Consider the following 19161-nt stretch of genomic DNA (forward strand, 5'->3'; position numbering starts at 1 on the left):
GTTATTTATTGAGCATACGCCATAGTTGCTGATTGATAACAAGGGCATTATTGAAACTAAAACGTCCTGTAATGGGCGGCAGTTTTTGTGAAACTTACATCAGGCTTATTTTTATATTCAGTCAATCCACATTATTTTTTTAATGTCGGTGACACAATCTTGTCAGCAAACCAACTAACTCTATATGCACAATTAATAAAGTGAATTATGCAAAAAGACTTTAAAGCACTTATTGCCAACAATCACGGAAGGATACGATATATAGCCGCGCGTTATAGTCGTGGCAGTGAAAAAGAAGACTTATATCAAGAGATTTTGATGCAGCTATGGCGAAGTTACACATCATTTGCTGGTGACTCAGCAATTGAAACATGGGTCTACAAGGTCGCTTTAAACACAGCATATGCTTACGTTCGCAAAATCCAAAAACATACGAACACATTTAACAATGATTCAAGCTCATATGAAGCAAAACAGGAAGTTGAGCAAAGCAGCCATGAAGGGACGCAAGCAGATATCCTAACTTCATTTATGGATACGTTAGAAGATATCGATGGAAATTTGTTAATGATGTATTTAGATGGTCTTAGCTCCGATCAATCAGCAGAGGTATTAGGCATTTCAAGCAATGCAGTGCGATCTAGAATTAAACGAATAAAGCAACAATTTGAGCAACAGTTTATCGAGGTGCAGGCATGAAACTTGATGATTTAAAGCAAAACTGGCGTCAACAAATCGTACATTCCAATGAGCAGACAGATGAAATAGAGGAGTCGTTGAACATGTTAGAGCAAAAAATTGAAACCATGGATAGTAATATTAAAAAGCGCGACAGATTAGAAATTGGTGTTGCTTTATGCCTTATTCCGATTTGGATTTTAGGTTTATTTATTAGCAATAGTACTGTTCAAAGTATCGGCTTTATCGTCGCGATTGTTAGCTGCCTATATATTCCCTATCGTATGCAAAAAGCAAAACAAACTGATGGATATAGTGGTGCAAGCATGCTTTGTTTTTTACAAACCGAGCAACAAAAAGTAAGGCAGCAAAAAGAAATGTTGGAGTCTATTGTTTGGTGGTATTTAGGACCATTAGGACTATGTATTGCGCTAATTTCCTTAGGGGCAAACGTGAATGATGTAGGTCTTCCGATTTTAACAACCGGTAAAGTGTTGTATCTAAGCTTTGTGTTAGTACTTTACACTGGTATCTATTTCATGAATAAAAAAGCAGTGAAAGATAAGTTTGAACCAATGCTAAATGATATCGAGCAAAAGTTAGCGGCATTGGGCAAGGACAGCTAACTGATTAGGACAAAAAACCCGTATTACCTTTATGGCAATACGGGGCAATTTTACGACTTTATTATATAACTACGCTCCCGGTACGCGTGATACGCCCTTGCCCGGACGTCCATTAGTCACATACATACTAACTTCATAATTACCGGAGCGGAACTGACCATTACCCGTAGCGTCTAATGAAATAATGAATCCATTACCTAAGTTTAGAATATCTGGAGAGAACACTTCCATTACATATTCGCCATCTTTGTCTAAAGGTGCGTCTACCAATAATGCATCAAATCCCTCGAAGTTTTGAAAGTTCTGTCTTACAAGGGTTAAAGAACCATCGTCTTCAACAAAATAAAGCGCAAGAGCACCAATAACAAAATCGGCTTGTTGTTGAAGTTTAGTTGGCAGCGTGTCAAACCCAAAAAATTCTGCATTCAAAAATTGGCCAGCTTTTGCTTTAAATCTGTAACTGTCTACTTCACCAGCAACATCAATCCTGCCTTCGACTCTAGCTTCGAGAAGCTCAAGTTTACCTTCTGCATTGTCACCTGATTCAATCGTGTTCGGAGCAAGCACTCTTCTGAGCTTCACTTTTTTATTTCCACCAGTTACATCTTGCTCGTTTAATATCAGTGGACGTTGATTAGCGGCAAGTTTAAGTGCAGAACGCTCAGAGAAAAAGCGCAAGTCTACAGTACTATCAGCAAAGCCTGTACCCACACTAGCACCTGAGGCCATAGTATGATCAAATGACTCCAAAGCAGCGAACGGTCCGTCAAACACAGGGAAGAAATCTCCAGTGCCTAAAGTCACGCCATCACCCGGCGCGCCAAAGCTATCATGATGACGAAGTCCTAAATTGTGTCCAAGTTCATGGGCACCTGTATTAGAGGCTTGATTTACAACCGCTTTAGAAAGCGCAGCTTCAACGTCACCATCAACTATTTCAATTCCAGAAAAACGAGAAAGTTGGAAACCAGAGGGATCTATCTGAAAAAATACGTTCCAAAGATTCGCATCAACGAACGCACTGTCGTTTCTATTTTCATTTCGAATATCAATCGACTGAGCACGACCAAACAAAATACCGCCGAAGAAGTTGATACAAGGGCTGTCATTTTGACATTCAAAATTCAGCGTAGAGTAATCTCCTTCGGTAGGTTCTTCTTGAGTAAATTCAATATCGAAACCCTCATAGCGCTCTGCGATGTTTGCTTGAATTAAATCTCTTTCTTCCTGCGAGTAGTTATAAGAATCGAAGGTTTCTAAAATACCGGAGAACGGTATCGCTTGGAATGTTGGTGAAGACTGGTCAAAATTAAGGAACACGACTTGTGTACTGTTGTCATTCTGTCCTATTCCAAAACCTTTTCCATGTTTATGCTTATCGTTATTTGAGGCCTTGTTTGCATTCTCACGTAAAGCACTTTGACGATTTTTAGCATCTGATAACATTGATAATGTTTGTTCGATAGTAAATTCACGTCTATCTGCGCATGAAGTCACTCCACAGTCATCGGTTATGACTGGTAGGCTAACAATTGAAGGGAGATCTTCAGCTAATATAGAAATTGAATATGTAATTGCGATTGCGGCACTAACGCCTGCAGCTAGTCTTGTTTTGAGTTTTCTCATTTTATTATTTTCCATTTATCTTTGACTAAGAATCTACCATCCATTTTGTAGTGATTAGCCAGTTATTTTTATTATGTAGCTTTTCGGATTGTGTAGTTTTTATTCAAAACTTAAAAAAACATACAGTAAATTTACTATGTTTGAAAGCCATAATTTATGTAAGTGATTTAGCAAGTTGCCACACAGACTATTCTTTGATGATAAAAACAAATAGTTGTGTATCTGTGACTCGGTATTTTATTAAAAGCTGATATTCAAATGTCGATATCAGCCTTAAGCGAATTGCATGTTGGCTTGCTTAAATTACTAGCTAAAATATCGATAAACTGCCTTATAGCAGGACGTAATTGCTTTCTTGATGAATATGTCGCATAAATATCCAAACTAGATGTGTAATAGTTTGGAAGCAGCCTTAATATAGTCGCATCATTAGCCATAAAATCAGGCATAGTAAATATATAGTCATTGTCAAAACTCACGGCCTTTATAAGCCACGGGTTGGTTGATACTAACATTGGTAGGCATGAAATCTCATGTGGCGTTTTATTCTCGTCAAGCGCACTAAGTGTATTGTTTGCGTTAAGCTTTGGACGAAGTAAAGCGATAGGCTTGTGTTTTATTTCTTGTAAATCTTTGAGCTTCTTGTGAGCGCTATCTTTTTTGCAATAAAATCCGGCAGACAGTTTACATAACTTTTTAGCTATTACATCCATATCTCCCGGGTGACCCGCTCTAATAGCAATATCATAGCCTTCATGCACAATATCTACTTGGCGATTAGTTAATTCAACCAATGCTTGGCAATTTGGAAATGCCGATAAGAACTGACTTATGCTTTCATTTAATAGTCCTTGTCCAAAGTTTAAAGGGGCACTAATTCTCAAAGCGCCCGAAGGCTTATCCTTTAATGATTCTATTAAGTTTGAAGCACTTTCTGCTTCATCAATCATTCGTTGTGCATGTTGTTCAATAAGCTTTCCCACTTCGGTAACATGAAGAGACCGTGTAGTGCGGTCAAAAAACCTCACGCCTGCTCGTGACTCCATTTTTGCAATTCTGCGACTGAATGTTGCTACTGGCATATTCATTTGCCTAGCCGCTTTAGCGAAACTACCCGCTCTTGCCGCTTTGACTATGGCATAAGCGTCATCAAGTTGTTTTATTATCATTGTTCCATTTTAGTCAATAAAGTAACTCATATTCACATACTACCCTCATTTTAATTAACAATCTATGATGGCTACGTCTTAAAGCAAACAATCAATTTAAAAGGTGAAATTATGAAAAATTCAATTAAAGTTCTAGGTTTAACTACAGTATTATTTTTAGCTATTGCATTTCAAAATGATACCATCGCAGCGCCTGCTCCATTAGGCGATTCGTACATAAGTGAAGCGCATAACTTAAGCCCAACAAACGATATGCAACTTCGTCAAATTATTGCTCGGTTAAACCATGCGATAGACCTTGGTAACTATAAAGCTTACGGTGCATATTTTGCTGATGAGGGTGTATTTGATACAGCGTTTGGAAAAGCAGTAGGACCGAAGCAAGTTGAAGCAGCATTGGAACAATCTCGCCCATATATTAGCGGAAAGCGTCACGTCGCATCAAATCTAGTGATAAGCGGTGATGATAAAAAAGCAACGGTCACAAGTTATTTAACCGTTTATGAAGCAACCACTTCTTTGGATTATTTGGGTTCTGCAGTCAATGTAGATGTATTGGAAAAACGCGATAATCAATGGGTAATCATAGAGCATAGAACCTATATGGACCCAGCCACAGTCGCTGCGATGCAAAATAAGTAGTGCTAGATTATAGTAATGCGCACCAAAAGTGATGGTGCGCAATATTTAACGCGTAATTAATAGCGAGTTACTTCATATGAAAAAACTTATCCCCGCGCTTTTATTAACCTTAGTCAATACACTGTCATTTAGTTTACTTATCCCCGTTATTCCTTTTATTTTGCGAAATTGGCAATTAGCAGACTGGACATTTGGTCTAATCTTAGGTGTGTTTAGTTTTTGTCAATTTTGGGCTGCCCCTATATTTGGCAGTCTTTCAGATCAGTATGGTCGACGTAACATTTTGTTAGTAACTCAGGCCGGAACTTTTGTATCTTGGATTTTGTTCATGCTGCTATGGCTGGTTGAATCATCTTATACATTACCAGTGCTTTTGTTGCTTGCACTGTTATTACTTGTTCGTGTGGTAGATGGCATAACAGGTGGCAACTCGTCTGTTACAAACGCTTATTTGTCTGATATCACTAGTAAAGAAGAAAAGGCCACCTACTTTGGTTATTTAAGCGCGACCATGGGCTTGGCCATGATCATTGGTCCAGCAATTGGCGCATACACAATGGCGTCTTCCTATAACTATTTAGCTACAGCTGGCGTTGGCGCTCTACTGAGCATAGTCACGCTGATATTTGTCTTTTTTGTTATAAATGATGCGAAGCAAGAAAAGTCAAAAACTTCGCATATTGACTGGTTTAAGCCATTTAAAATAGGAGCATCTTTTGCCGATTTAAAAGGTCAAACTGTGGTACGAAATGTCTTAATAGTTCGCTTGTTTTTAGGCGCCTCTATGGCATCTTATACCTCCGTAATGGTGTTTTATTTGATTGATCAGTTTGCACTCAATCAAATACAAATAGGGAATTTTTTATTCTTCGTCGGAGGCTTTGCTATTTTTAATCAAATTGTATTAATCAAACCCATTGTGGCCCGAGTAGGTGAAGCAAAAGCCCTCGTATTAGGGTTAACACTATTGTTTTTAAGTTTGGTTAATTTTCCATTTGTAGAGAACTATTGGTTGTTATTGGGTGTTTACTATGCCGCTAACTTAGGATTTAGTATCTGTTTTCCTACCATAAAATCTGTTTTAACGACGCAAACTGATAGAAGAAACCAAGGTAGTATTTTAGGGCTAGAAGAAAGCCTAGGTGCTTTAATGATGGCAATAATGCCTGTGGTATCCACGTCGATGTACGTGTTAATTGGCGTTAATAGCTTTTGGATTTGGGGTGGCTTGTCGGGTATTGCTTGTATTTTTCTGTTAACCGCTTGCTCAGGAATATGGAAACCTAAGGCTTTGCGGATATAGCCAAATAATGTAGCTATCAAAAGCAGTCCAAATAAAGAATATACACAAGTTGTAGTTAATATGGTTAGCTTCATTAAAGGCCAAAAACGCTTGCATTAATACCTAAATCAGCAAAAATGATATGGAAATGTAGCACTTGACTAAGGATAAGTTGTAATGAGCAATGACGCTTATAGCTCTTCAACATGATGACTCAAGACCAAGCAAAAGAATTTGTTAAGTCAAAACCTAAACTAGACTTCGAAAACGAGTCATTTTATGACTTTTCACATCGGTATCAGATACTAGGTAAGTTGGTCACACAAACCCTATATTTGCTAAGGAGGCAAATACATTGATGTGACTAAAACGTATTTAAAGGCATTTGAGAATGACGCGATTAGCAATCCTTGGTTGAGTAAAGAAGGCAAAAAACTCGCAAATAAAATTTTTGGCCCATTGTGGGCAAATTACATTCCTCAAACGTGGGATTTAATTTTTACTTTACCGTTTCAAAAACACTACATGCGACGCGCTTACAGGGTGGCGCCAAATAAGCGGCATCTAGGTAATGCAATTGATATACTGCGCGATATGTGCGTTGCTGCCAGTCAAGGCTTACACGCTTGTTCATTTGTTGAAGTAGTTCGCTTGTTGCCACACTTCTCTGCGCATAATTTGTCTTATTTGTTAGCCGTAGCTACCAAAGACATAGGCGCCCAAACAAACTCACCCAGTCAATCCAAACTTACCGAAGTAATCAAGGATATCATTAATGGTGAGGACGACCACGGTGGTATTTCAAAAGACTTAATTAAAGCACTTCTATTAAGTGACGAGGAATCGAATTGGCACTTAGTTGGTCGTTTATTGCTAGCTGCCCAACGTCAAGAAGGCTTGCGTCAAACTATACTTGAGTGCACAGACGAAACAAATATCAATTGTTTACGGTACTTTATAGGGTTAATTTTAGACAATGATTTAACGCGATTTAGCAGTGTAATTCGCGCCATTGATGTTTGGTTTGGTTTCGCTTGGGAAGCACCAAAAAAGAAAACTATCACCAAGATACTTAGCCTTGCGAAAGATTTTTTAGATCATCCAGGCAAACGAAAAGCTGCCTTTTTAAGCAAGGACAACGTAGAGACTTATGTTGCACTTTGGAGTGAAGGCGTCAGCGATGCAGCGGTTGCCAACAAATTTGCTGCTGACATTATTATTGATCGTGATACACCCAAGCATACCAAGTTAGTTGCTCTATTCTTTATACACTCTTCCGATTTACGCGTAACCGAGCTTATTGCTTATATGACGAAACATTGGGGCGAGGATATTGAATTAGATTATTGGTTATTGCAGAACACGCCTACCTTTGCATGGGATTCTACATTTTTAAATAAAGTAAAAAATACTGCAAATAGCTTGCCGAAAAAAGGAAAAAGGTTTGGTGGAGACATATTTGAATGGAAATTTTACGATTTAAATGCGGAGGATTTTTACAGTGAGCTAATAGAACAAGCTTCAAATACAGAACTCCAGAAATTAGCTAAGGATATAGCAGAAATTCCCAGTGCTTCGCGCGAGCAATATATTCAAAAAATATTCCCAAAGCACTTTCGATATAGTTTTTACGCTCATAGCAATTCAAATAAGAGCACAGCCAAACTAGACTTAGAACCGAAACACTGGAAACGTCATGTACTGTATCAAGCTTTAAAAGACCGTAATACAACGGTGATGGCGACAGGTTTGTGCGCTTTAAAGCATCTTCCACTAACTGAAGCTGAGTTTACACTAATTGTAGATTTGCTATCTCGTCAACATAAAGATTTGCGAGGCGAATTAATTACCTTGCTGATGGCTCAAGATATCGACCATTTGCATAATACGACAGAGGTATTGATTGGGTCTGCAAACATTAATCAGCGTCTAGCTGGCTTAGAAGTGCTGACAAAGTTGGATAAAAAGTCAGGTTCACAAGGCTTTATTGAAAAGCAACTTGAGATATACAAAAAGCGTAAAAGCTTTGATAAAAATGAAGAAGTTTTACTGGCATATTTTTCGTCTAACTCAGACGCAAGCGATTATTCATTTAAAAATGGTTTTGGTGTAGTTGATTTTAGTAATATGCGACCGCTGATGCACCCACAAAAAACGATACCCGCTAAAAAAGGTATTTTTGGTCTTATACAAAGTCCACAAAAAGCGTTTTTAAAAAAGCATGTTGATACCGCTAACGTCATACAACAAATTAACGCTTTATTCTCTTTATTTGAAAAACATCGTAATACTGAATATACATCACAAGGCTGGCAAAAAGAGACCCAAACTCAATTAGTAGGCAATGTTTGTGACTACACAGTTAGGGACACAAGAGGGATGTCAGCAACGCAAAAATATGCAACGTTTGCATTAGCTGATGTATGGGAATCGTGGTATCGCCAGTCAAACCTAAATCAATATGAGCTTTTTTACGCTAAAGCATATGTAGATAAGAACAGTCGTCAACATCAAGATTTAGGAAAAATGAGGGACTATATGCTGTCATATTATCCTAATTTGACAGGTATAAAAATTAGCGATAAACATTATTACCAAAGTGACAATTATAAAATCAACCAAATTCTAGATGCATTAATTGCGGCATTCTGTGACTTAACGAGTTTGAGCATTTTTTGTATATCTATACTTGAAGATATGATTGCAAGATGCCCAGCATCTCTAAAATCAAGTACGATTGGTAAGCGCAACTCTTGGCTCGGTAAGGCAATATGGGTCGACATACTTGCCTATTCTGAATTTGGCCGATTTATTGGAGACACGCAAAGCACAAAAGAGCTCACACCAGAATTAGCCATCAAGCTTTATGATTTACGTCAATATGTGTTTGCTCAACAGTTGGGCTTTCCAAACGTCATAAATGATCCCCAAGTATTGTTATCCACTGAAATTAAACTAGAAAAACATAACACCTTGTTTCCGCATGTAGAACTAGCGCTAAGACTTTACGATAGTGGAGAAATACCTGCAGAGAATCTCTTTTTTCAAGCTATGTTTGACGACCAAATGCTAATTGCTTTAGAGGGAAAAAGAGAAGTACGCGGCGTATCTACTAAAGGTCTAAATTTACCCAATAGTCAGGTAGACAGGCTTAAAAAAAGGCTGTTAGATATAGAACTTTCACGCGGTGAAACCAGGACAGAGGCGACCAAATACATAAGGCAGCTAAGTGTATTTGAGGGCTACCGCTATATGTTAGAAGCACTCACTCGATTACGCAAAGAAACGCTCAATAGAGGCTATAGCTATAGCTATGACAGTAAAAAAGTGTCTTTTAGCCGAATTATTGCCAACAGTAAACCGGCTCCCAATGATACATTTGAAGATTTCAGCAAAAGTGTTGAGCAGTCAGGGTTAGACAAAGGACGATTAGTAGAACTTGCTTGTTATGCGGTCGTGTGGGCTGATTGGATTGGGCAACACTTAAAGCTTAACGATTTTACTTCTGCAGTGTGGTGGTTTCATGCACATGCCAGCGATTATAGAAGTGCGCAGAAAGAAACTGAAATTGCGCGTCATTCAGTTATAGAGGGTAATGATTTTCAAAATGGTGCCATTGATATCGTTTGGTTTAATCGAGTATATAGTGCACTTGGAAAGTCTAATTGGAAGCTTTTACATGACGCGGCTAAATATATAACTGATGGCAACGGACACCGACAGGTAAAGCTTTACTCAAGCGTAATGCTTGGCGAAGTCAAGATTACCGAAACAATAAAAAAGGTTATCGATAAACGTGATAAAGACTATCTTCGAGCGTTGGGGCTCATCCCATTAAGCAAAACAGTCCCAGAAAAAGACATGCTCAAGCGATACAATCTTATTCAAACCTTTTTGAAAGAGAGTAAACAATTTGGCGCTCAGCGTCAGGAAAGTGAACGCAATGCCTGTGAAATTGCATTAGATAATTTAGCACGAAATGCAGGTTATGAAGACCGTACTCGCTTTGAATGGGCGATGGAGGGCAAAGCGACGCAAGCGATTATGGATAAGTCGACAGTAGTGTTCGATGACGCAACTATGACCTTGCAAATTGATGAATTTGGTAAAGCGCATATCCTTGTGCAAAAAGGCGATAAAACACAAAAGTCTATTCCAGCTAAGTACAAAAAAGACAAACAAGTAATATCACTAAAAGATGGCAAAACTTATTTGAGTAAACAATACAGTCGCACTCGCTTGGCTTTGGAAAATGCGATGTTGCGTGAAGACGTATTTACAAACGTTGAAATAGACAAAATAATGCAACACCCTATTGTTAAAGCTATGTTTAGTAATATTGTTTTGTTTAATCAAACACAACAAAGTTCGGGCTTTTATAAAGAAGGGTATTTACTGGATGCGTGCGGAACCCATCATGAAATAAGCAATAACGATGAGCTAGTCATTGCGCATTGCGCCCATCTGCAAAAGATTGGCTTGTGGAGCGAATATCAGCAATACATGTTTGAAAACAAAATTAGCCAAGTATTTAAACAAGTGTTCCGAGAATTGTACCTCATTACAGAAAATGAGAAAGAGCGAAGTAATCGCTCTGAACGCTATCAAGGATATCAAATACAGCCGAATAAGACGGTAGCACTTTTACGCAAAAGTGGCTGGACAGTAAGCTATGAAGATGGCCTTCAAAAGGTATTTCATAAACATGGCTTTATGGCGACTATTTACGCTGTTGCAGATTGGTTTTCACCCGCTGATATTGAAGCGCCTGCGGTTGAATATGTATGCTTTCATTCTTTAAAAGACTACAAAAACATTCCACTTCAAAACGTACCCCCAGTGATATTTAGTGAAGTCATGCGTGACCTTGATTTAGTGGTAAGTATTGCGCATGTTGGACAAGTCGACCCGGAGGCTAGTCATAGTTCAATGGAAATGCGCGCTGCTTTAGCTAGAGAATCAGCGCGCTTGTTTAAACTAAAAAATGTGGAAGTAAAAGAAAGGCATATAATCGTAACCGGGCAATTAGCTGAATATAGTATACATTTAGGTAGCGCGCGGGTGCAGCGAAAAGGACTTGATTTGAATATAATTGCGGTACAAAGTCAGCACAGAGGTCGAATATTCTTACCGTTTATAGATGACGACCCTAAGTCAGCAGAGCTCATTAGCAAAATGAAGCTTTTGGCTGAAGATCATAAAATCCAAGATCCGACAGTGTTAGCACAAATTAATAAATAAGCGAGATCATGAATTTAAAAATAAGGCTAAAACGTTTAGGAAAAAAGAAAGTACATCTTGTTGACTTTAAAATTGATAGTAAACCAGATTCTTTGCAAGCCCTTATTGAACGCTGCGTGATTAGCGAAGTGAATCGTTACAATATAGACAGAAAAAATTCAAACAATGAGAATCCGTCAGTTTTAGCTTTTTTAACACCAAGTGAGATTACTGGGCAAGCTGAAAGCGGCAAGGTAAAATTTGCTGATATTAGTAACAACACCATGGCAAATAAAAACAAAGCAATTAAAGATGCCTGCGAAGCGTTTGCCGACGGCTTGTTTGTTGTTTTTATTAATGACGAGGAAGTCAAGGAGCTTTCAACACAAATAAACCTTGATGAGGATAGCGAAATCACTTTTGTTCGTATGACATTTTTAACTGGCACATATTGGTAGGTTTTTCACTTGGCTTTTTTTGGGATACACGTTTGCCTATTAATATTTGTGAAAACGTTGTTATTCCTAAGCTACCCGCTACAGTAATTAGTAGAGCTTAGTTTTTTTAAAGTAAAGGATATACCAATGTTAAAGCAACACAGAATGATCATGGTAGTGATTGCGGTATCGTTGGCTGGACCGCTGACGGCGAATGCTGAAAATATCGGTTTTACCTACATCGAGGGCGGTATCGTCGGCGGCTTTGTCAACGACATTGAGACATCCACAGCAGTGACAGGGGGCGTTCCACTCGAGCTTGAAAGTGATGCTGATGGCGGCGGATTTATTGGTGGAGCGTGGCAGTTCAAAGATCAAATGCACCTGTTTGGCGAGTACGCATCACTTGGCCAAGAACTTGAAGTACGCAGCGGCACCAGCACTATAGCCGGTGAGTACGACATGACGCGTTGGCGTATTGGAGTTGGATACCAATACCCTGTTTCGGATAATTTATCTTACTACGGTCGGTTGAGCTTTGACCAACTTGAGTTCAAGGACGCGCGTGCTGACGGCTTCGATTTAAATGTTGACGCTGAAGACAGTGGCATTGGCGCGCAGATTGGTGTTAATTGGGTAGCAACGCAGACTTTCCATCTGCAGGGTCATGCGCGTTACACAGCGGTTGGTAGTATTGCGTCCAGTGGTTCAGATCCCTTCGAATCCGACATATTGATTGGTGTGAACGGACGCTGGAATTTCCTTTCAAACATCTCACTGAGCACAGGCTACGAGTTCGGTAAAATCACGACGGTTAATGTGGGTGTGCGTTTAGTGTTTTAAGTACCTACAAAGTGACGATAATGTTGATATTGAAAAAGATAGTAGTTCTTAGGTATCGCACTATGACATCTATATTTATTCAACTTAGAAGCGCGTTTGTTTCATGATGCTATTCATAGAAACATTCAAAGAATTCGCGCTTACTTTTTGCAATAAATTCACAGTTTCCAAAGCGCCCTGATCTTTGTTCAAGAGACGCTCTCATATCATTGAACTTGCGTTCAAAGTACGATTCGTCAATCTCTTTATTTGAAAAATTTTGGTTAACTTGCTTACCTTGATATTCGGCACTCACCGTAACGCCTTGATTTTTTATCAATTCACTTGGTTGCACCTCGCTATTGTATAGCGCGTCTGCAAAGTTATACTGCGCGCTCCCTTTGTTATCAGTAAAAAGTGCTTTAGAAGGCCTGTTATTTATGAAAAGCTGTACTGTTTGATTAGTCAATGGGGACATTTTATAAGTAAATTTATCGGTTTCATCGACAATAAAGTCGTCGGCTAATTTGTCTTTGATGGTTTTCCATTCATTACTGTCTTTTGTCCAAATTTCTGCGGTTGCGCCCATCATCCCGAGTGTCATCACATCTAAAAACAAGGCCCCTGGGGTGCCAACAATTGCCCAGAAAGGATTGTCCGTCACAGTCGTACCTTCGGTTTTTAGATTAGTACTTTTTATTTTTTCATAAATCTTAATATCGGTATATTTGTAGATGAATTTTTCATTTAGTTTTATGGAGTCTTTATTGATAGCTAATTCGAAATCTGTTGAATCAAGCACTTCAGGCGTTTGCTCTGACTTTAATAGTTCACCTCGCTCATACCTTACATCCGCTACTTTGGTTGAGGTACAGGCGCTAAGAATCACGCAAAATAATACAACAATAAATTTATAAGCTGACATTCTTATCTTCCTCAAATATTAAAACGTGAAATTATAATCAGTAGCATTGCACAAGCGTGCATAATGAGTAATTGCTCTTGCGAGGCGCCTTGATTTGGTAATATTTAAGTCTAATATGGGTCCCGAGTACTTACTCACATTACTCACTGTAAAGTCATAATAGGAAAGAGGCGACCATTTTCCTATGTTGTCTTGGCAGAAATTGTTTTGCTGGTTACATTCGCGCTCCATTCCAAAATCACCAGAATATCTTTCTTTAAAGCGAACGCGAACAAATGCATCGTTTGATTTGCCTTTGCGAATCACTTCTACGGGAAATAATATACCTTTGAAATTCATGATAGCGCTTCGGTTGTTGCGCATAATTTGCAGCCGACAATCATTACCCTGTACAGTTAGCTTGGTATCTTCATCCCAAGCAACAATATGTTGGGACAGCCAATCAGAAATTTGTTGTTTAGTGGCTTTAGGGAGTTGAGAATTAGCCGGAGTAGTTTCAGCTGATTGTCCAGTCGTTTGACTGGAGAAAGCGAATATTACCAAAGTAAGCACAATGACTGATAATTTCATTTTAAAGTTCTACTGTTTAATCTAAATCAATGTCAGCGCTTATGACTAGGGCAAAAAAAATCACATTTTATTTGTCGCAGTCTTCTTCTTTTAAAAAATGCAAACAACACAGCCTAAAATTAAAGCACAGGTTCGCGTTTAAATTTTCTTGAAGGTAACGCCATATCTTTTACACTTTTAAAATAGCCCAAATATGTTTGCCTTGCAAGACCTCTAAGATCCCATTAATCAATGCATTGGGGCTAATATAATCTTTGACAGACCTCAAGTGGGGTTAACTTAGACGCGTAATTGCTACACACCTTTTTAGCTTCATTTGTTTGCTCACGTTGTTGTAACGTGCCGACTAATACAGTTGACGCCTCGCGATGGAAAGGCACAAGTTGCAAGACACGCTGCGCCCATATTTGCGCCTTATCTAACTCTCCTATTGTTAAATAATGTGCCGCAATATAATTACCGACCTCGGGCTGCCATGGTCCTATGTTTTGAGGCTCAACTTGATATATCGTTTCCATTGCCTCAAACGCATTTATAAAAGAGTGAATACCTTTATCTTGCTGGCCGTTTAAAAAATAAAGCTCACCTATGTTAATCATCGACCGCCAAGCATTGTCATTTAGCCTTATAGCGGTTTGATATTGCACAATCGCCTCATCAATTTTACCTTCTGCTGAATAAACAAAGCCAAGCGACTTTAGTGCTTCTGGGTTGTTTGGGGCCAAACGCACAGCTTTTTCCGCAATGAGTCTTGCTCGTTCTAGCATAAGTTTAGATTCAGGCGTACTGAGTTGACCGGACGCTAATGCCTTAGTAAGCGAGACGCCTGTGACATCAACAGAAAACTCTTTGGATGGCCAACGTACCAATCGTTGTACCATTGCATTGGCAATTCCGGCCCTTGCTCTTGCATTGTTTGGAGCAATTTCTAGCGCGGCTTCATAAAGGGCTAGTGCCGCTTCATTGCTTTGCTCATTGAAGGTCATATATAGGCCATCTGCGCGCCCAAGCATGTCACTTAGTTCTTTGTTTTCTTTGGGATAGAAAACAAAAACAGCCAATGCAAGCCCAATGCAAATCATTACAGATACATATGCATGAGGAACCAATCGAGCATGTTTTCTTTCCCTCTTCGCTGTAATCTTGGCCTTGAATCTGTATCCCTTTTTGGGAATTGTTTCAATATATTTTGGGTTCGTTGCGTTGTCCGACAAGGCATTGCGTAAGCGAGAAACCGTTCTGGCCAACGTATCGTCACCTACAATTAAGTTTTTCCACAATTTTGACAGTAGGCTTTCTTTGGACACCAGTTGTCCATCAGCCTCAAGCAAAATATGTAACAACTCACCCACTTTTGGCTCTAAGCGCGTCATCGTGTTAGCAGATACATGCATAAGTGTGTTGGTATTAGCGTCAAACCGCCAATCACCAAATTGTCGAGTCGTAATTTTATTAGCCTTTGTCGTCATAATTACCTGTTGTCAGGAAATCGTCAGGTTAAAAAGAGCTTATTGCCATGGTTTTTTTGCTCGTATTTATGACAATACCAATGCAATATTAACATCAAATAGGTAATGAATAGAATGACCAAATTCAAGCAAATTATATTTGTGGTATGCGTAATAATATTTGCAAACGCTAACGCAAATGATACATCAAATGTCCTATCGGTCGCGCAAATAAAACGCGACCTTACGCAGCTTTATACCGATCTTCAAGTGTCTCATATTGACCTGTTTGCGAACATAACAAAAGACGAGTATGACGCTCAATTTGCCTCGTTTATACAAAGCATTGATCAACCAAAAACCACATTACAAGCCCATATCTTTTTTCAAAAATTTATTGCGTTGGGAAAAGTCGCTCATGCGAAAATTGGATTTCCCGACGCCGCATATACACTGTACCGTGATAATCGCGGTACTGCATTTCCGATATATGTGCAAATTAATGAATCAAGCTGGCGAGTATCAGAGAATTATTCCAATCAAAAGTTACCAGACAATGCTGAAATAACTCATATTAACGACATACCTGTTGATGCTTGGTTTGATCTTATTTTACAATATATCTCGTCAGACACCTCAGATATCGCCGCCTCATTGCTTGAGTTTCAACTACCACAATATTTATGGTTGGTTGGCATGGACCAAGGCAGGGTCCCCTCGAAGTACGACATTACCGTAACAGACGGCGAAGTGATTAGCACCTACACCATCACTTCGCTCGACAGAGAAACACTTCAAGCAAATATCGACAAGGCCCACATTAAGGAGCAAGTCGAGAAAAACCTTAGAGACTTTAAAATGTTAAGCACTGACATTGCTTATCTCAAACCTGGACCTTTTTATAATGCTGAAAACCCTAGCGATGTCTGGGACAATAGATCTTTTGTTACTTTTATTGACGACGCATTCACTCAAGTGCTAAAAAATAATGCATCTAAATTGCTTATTGATGTTCGTGAAAACCCAGGTGGTACAAACTCTTTCAGCGATCCACTTATAGCTTGGTATGCAGACAAACCCTTTAAGTTTGCATCTGAGTTTATCGTTCGCTCTAGTCTTCACGCAGAAACGTCAAATGCCAAACGACTAGAACAGGCATCAGGCGAGATGAATTCGGCATCTCAGCAGTTAGCGAAAAGCTATGATAAACACCTATATGGCACCACATTTTCGTTTCCGATTGATACGGTTAAGCCAAGAAAAGCTAAGAAATTTATAGGCGAGGTTTATGTATTAATCGATCGCTCTAGCTATTCTAATGCAGTATCGCTCGCTGCAATTACCAAAGACTATGGTTTTGGCACCATTATTGGCGAAGCGACCACAGACTTTGCTACCACGCTCGCATCGATGGAGAGCTTTACATTACAAGAAAGTAAAATTGTAGTGGGATTTCCAAAAGCACGCATCGTAAGACCCTCTGGTGATAAAAAACCAGGCCCTGTTTATCCAGATATCACGCTCGACTCATTTGAGTTAGACCACATAGTGGATGTATTAACACGCTAATTATTCTAATAGACCGCAAACTGCATAATCTTAGTTTGCGTGCGGGTACGAAAGTGCAAATCAACAACAAAAAAGGCTGACCTAGCAAGCCGTGGTAAATCGGTCGCAAGTATCACTTAACCTTTGCTTAACTTTGCGCAGTTCACATGTTAAAAGCAGTCAGGTCTATTCGCATATCACAGAGAAGTAGTCGTCATTGTGGTCTACAGCGAGCTGCGGAAAGTCTTTTATTAGGTTTGTGTAATCGCTTTCACTTTTGAGTTTTAAACTGTAAGAGGCTCTTAAGTGATGGGCGGAGGGACTAATGCCTTTTTGCTGAAAATACTCAGTAAATTCTGTATTTGAAGATACTGTAAAATTAAGTATGCCACCTGCGTTACGTAATGAGGTATAGCCTTTGACGAAAAAATAGAAAGGGTCGAGTTCTTCAGCGTCATTTTGCTCTAATTTGTCCTTTATTTGCTTATAAAGGTCAAACTTGCCTTCTTCAGCTAGGGTATTTAGTAAAAGATAGCTTTTGGGAATACTATTAAAGTCTATGTCATCTATCCAAAGAGGAAATCCGTCAGTTAATACAATTTCGTTTAAGACGGCGAGCTTGTTCGTATTGGGCTTTAGATTAGCTTGCGTTAATTTCTGAATGATCTCGTGATCTGATAGCGTATTCATTCGCTGCAATTCTCCTGTCAAAACCATGCTGAAAATTGCGCGCTGCAGATCATTCATAGCACCAGCTTCTATTATATTCAATTCGGCTTCGGCCAAATTTTTGTCTGTTAATTGCATATTTTTCTTTATCATATTGATGCTGCTTTGGATTGCATCTACATCAGTGTGGGATAAAGAAGTGAATGCCACGTTTTTGACCTTGCAATAGCGATATTCAAAAGAGTTGACAACATCTGAGACAAATCCATCGGGTGCAAATTGTTGCCACTGTGCGTAAGTTAAATCTCTATCTTGCATCCAGTTTTTCTTGGCATTGCACTGTGTTTCTGTTGCTAAAACGAGCTCATAAGCCTCCTTGTCGTACCACAATGGTATAGAAGATTCTGGGGCATCCACTTCGTTCATAACTTGATATGGTATGTTGATATTTTGCTCTTGCAATTTAGCCAACCTTTCGCGAAGACGAAGCCTATTAAAAAATCCTGACAACTCATAAAAAGCTAAAGCAGTGTCATATACATCAAGGATTTCGAGTAACTGATTTACGTCATTCTTTAACTGCGGTGTGTTTAATTCGTAATTGAGTGATGCCACTACGTTTGCTCGCAGATAGTTCTCGTATGGGCTAGTAAACTGAGCAAAACTCGGATATTGGTCAAATAACGCAATGGCGACGTCTATTCGTTTTGATGCAACAGCAGACACAATAATATTGCTTACTGGGCTTATTTGAGTGTTAGTTAACAATTGATTAGGTACGTCACTCAAAGCGTCATTCAGTTTTGCCAAAACAGTATCAACAGATTCATCACTTAATAATGCTTGATTAGCCTGCTCTAAATCAATATGGCGCCATAACGAGTCTTTGTTAGAAGACAAGTCAATCATCTGGTTGATTTGCTCACCCGCTGCTAAACGAGCGTTGTATTCTTCTAATAACATCACCAAACTATCGGCTGTAGGTAATGACTTAAGAATTGGTAAATCTTTATTCAACAATTCAAAATCAAGCGCTTCATTATACCACGTGCGGGCATTCATCCAGCTTAATTGAGCCCAAATCCCATCCGCCACTTCTTGTTTTGAGCTTCCCGCAAAGTAAGCTTGAGTCGCCGCTTTCATAATTTGTCGGTGCATAAGACGAAAACTAGCGTTTCTCTCGAGCAAATCGCATTCATCTTCTGGAATTGACGAAATAGGCATCGGTACTTTCTTAAAAACCGGTAACTTCGACTCTATAGAGGTAAGCGAAGTAAATTGTTTATTTTGATTAAAGTTATTGTTGTTGCCACCTTCACTTATGCTCAGGCTGGATGCTGAGCCGTATGAATTTTGTGCTGAGTAGGTAATAACATAGGCTGCAGCAAGGATGAAAACTAAGGCCAATGAATATAAATCCTTTATTGTTCATATAGTCTTAATTGCATGGAAGATAAAAAAAATATTGATGATAATAGTACCGTGACAGATTAGAGAAT

At 39.0% G+C, this 19161-nt stretch carries 14 protein-coding genes; 8 read left to right on the forward strand and 6 right to left on the reverse strand.

The features are described from left to right. Positions 1 to 207: 207 nt before the first annotated feature. Entirely contained in the window at positions 208 to 699 is a 492-nt protein-coding gene (locus ACZ1G6_RS14685) for an RNA polymerase sigma factor (RefSeq protein ID WP_472616971.1), read from the forward strand. Beyond that, positions 696 to 1304, forward strand: coding sequence for a hypothetical protein (locus tag ACZ1G6_RS14690; protein ID WP_472616972.1), 609 nt, complete (start codon positions 696 to 698; stop codon positions 1302 to 1304). Before ACZ1G6_RS14685 ends, ACZ1G6_RS14690 begins: the two co-directional genes overlap by 4 nt. Before the next feature lie 69 nt (positions 1305 to 1373). Here ACZ1G6_RS14690 and ACZ1G6_RS14695 read toward each other — a convergent pair whose 3' ends face one another. Both ACZ1G6_RS14695 and ACZ1G6_RS14700 read right to left on the reverse strand, forming a co-directional pair. After that, positions 1374 to 2930, reverse strand: coding sequence for a hypothetical protein (locus ACZ1G6_RS14695; protein ID WP_472616973.1), 1557 nt, complete (start codon positions 2928 to 2930; stop codon positions 1374 to 1376). Between the two features lie 254 nt (positions 2931 to 3184). Beyond that, positions 3185 to 4099 (reverse strand): LysR family transcriptional regulator, encoded by a 915-nt coding sequence (locus ACZ1G6_RS14700; protein ID WP_472616974.1) that lies wholly within the window; start codon positions 4097 to 4099, stop codon positions 3185 to 3187. Between the two features lie 111 nt (positions 4100 to 4210). On the opposite strand from ACZ1G6_RS14700, the gene ACZ1G6_RS14705 reads away from it, so the two are divergent. From ACZ1G6_RS14705 to ACZ1G6_RS14725, 5 genes are all read left to right on the forward strand, one after another. Beyond that, on the forward strand, positions 4211 to 4741 hold the full coding sequence (locus ACZ1G6_RS14705) for a nuclear transport factor 2 family protein (RefSeq protein WP_472616975.1): 531 nt from the start codon (positions 4211 to 4213) through the stop codon (positions 4739 to 4741). A 76-nt stretch (positions 4742 to 4817) separates the two neighbouring features. Next, the gene (locus tag ACZ1G6_RS14710; protein ID WP_472616976.1) at positions 4818 to 6044 is read left to right on the forward strand and encodes an MFS transporter; all 1227 of its coding nucleotides are present in this window, start codon (positions 4818 to 4820) and stop codon (positions 6042 to 6044) included. A 339-nt stretch (positions 6045 to 6383) separates the two neighbouring features. Further along, a complete protein-coding gene (locus ACZ1G6_RS14715; protein ID WP_472616977.1) occupies positions 6384 to 11264 on the forward strand; it encodes a DUF5724 domain-containing protein in 4881 nt (1626 codons plus the stop codon). 8 nt (positions 11265 to 11272) lie between these two features. Further along, positions 11273 to 11701 carry a hypothetical protein gene (locus ACZ1G6_RS14720; RefSeq protein ID WP_472616978.1) on the forward strand — a complete coding sequence of 143 codons (429 nt, stop codon included), beginning with the start codon at positions 11273 to 11275 and terminating at the stop codon, positions 11699 to 11701. Between the two features lie 126 nt (positions 11702 to 11827). Further along, positions 11828 to 12523 (forward strand): outer membrane beta-barrel protein, encoded by a 696-nt coding sequence (locus tag ACZ1G6_RS14725; protein WP_472616979.1) that lies wholly within the window; start codon positions 11828 to 11830, stop codon positions 12521 to 12523. A gap of 109 nt (positions 12524 to 12632) precedes the next feature. Here the strand turns inward: ACZ1G6_RS14725 and ACZ1G6_RS14730 are convergent, their stop codons facing one another. From ACZ1G6_RS14730 to ACZ1G6_RS14740, 3 genes are all read right to left on the reverse strand, one after another. Next, positions 12633 to 13427 carry a hypothetical protein gene (locus tag ACZ1G6_RS14730; protein ID WP_472616980.1) on the reverse strand — a complete coding sequence of 265 codons (795 nt, stop codon included), beginning with the start codon at positions 13425 to 13427 and terminating at the stop codon, positions 12633 to 12635. Positions 13428 to 13445: 18 nt separating this feature from the next. Next, positions 13446 to 13997 (reverse strand): hypothetical protein, encoded by a 552-nt coding sequence (locus tag ACZ1G6_RS14735; RefSeq protein ID WP_472616981.1) that lies wholly within the window; start codon positions 13995 to 13997, stop codon positions 13446 to 13448. Positions 13998 to 14239: 242 nt separating this feature from the next. Beyond that, positions 14240 to 15466 carry a winged helix-turn-helix domain-containing protein gene (locus tag ACZ1G6_RS14740; protein ID WP_472616982.1) on the reverse strand — a complete coding sequence of 409 codons (1227 nt, stop codon included), beginning with the start codon at positions 15464 to 15466 and terminating at the stop codon, positions 14240 to 14242. A 114-nt stretch (positions 15467 to 15580) separates the two neighbouring features. Here ACZ1G6_RS14740 and ACZ1G6_RS14745 point away from each other — a divergent pair, with 114 nt between their 5' ends. Next, complete coding sequence (locus tag ACZ1G6_RS14745) at positions 15581 to 17014, forward strand: S41 family peptidase (protein WP_472616983.1); 1434 nt, start codon at positions 15581 to 15583, stop codon at positions 17012 to 17014. 165 nt (positions 17015 to 17179) lie between these two features. Here ACZ1G6_RS14745 and ACZ1G6_RS14750 read toward each other — a convergent pair whose 3' ends face one another. After that, positions 17180 to 19069 carry a hypothetical protein gene (locus tag ACZ1G6_RS14750; protein WP_472616984.1) on the reverse strand — a complete coding sequence of 630 codons (1890 nt, stop codon included), beginning with the start codon at positions 19067 to 19069 and terminating at the stop codon, positions 17180 to 17182. Positions 19070 to 19161: the final 92 nt, after the last annotated feature.

This window comes from Glaciecola sp. HA4-3, assembly GCF_055693685.1.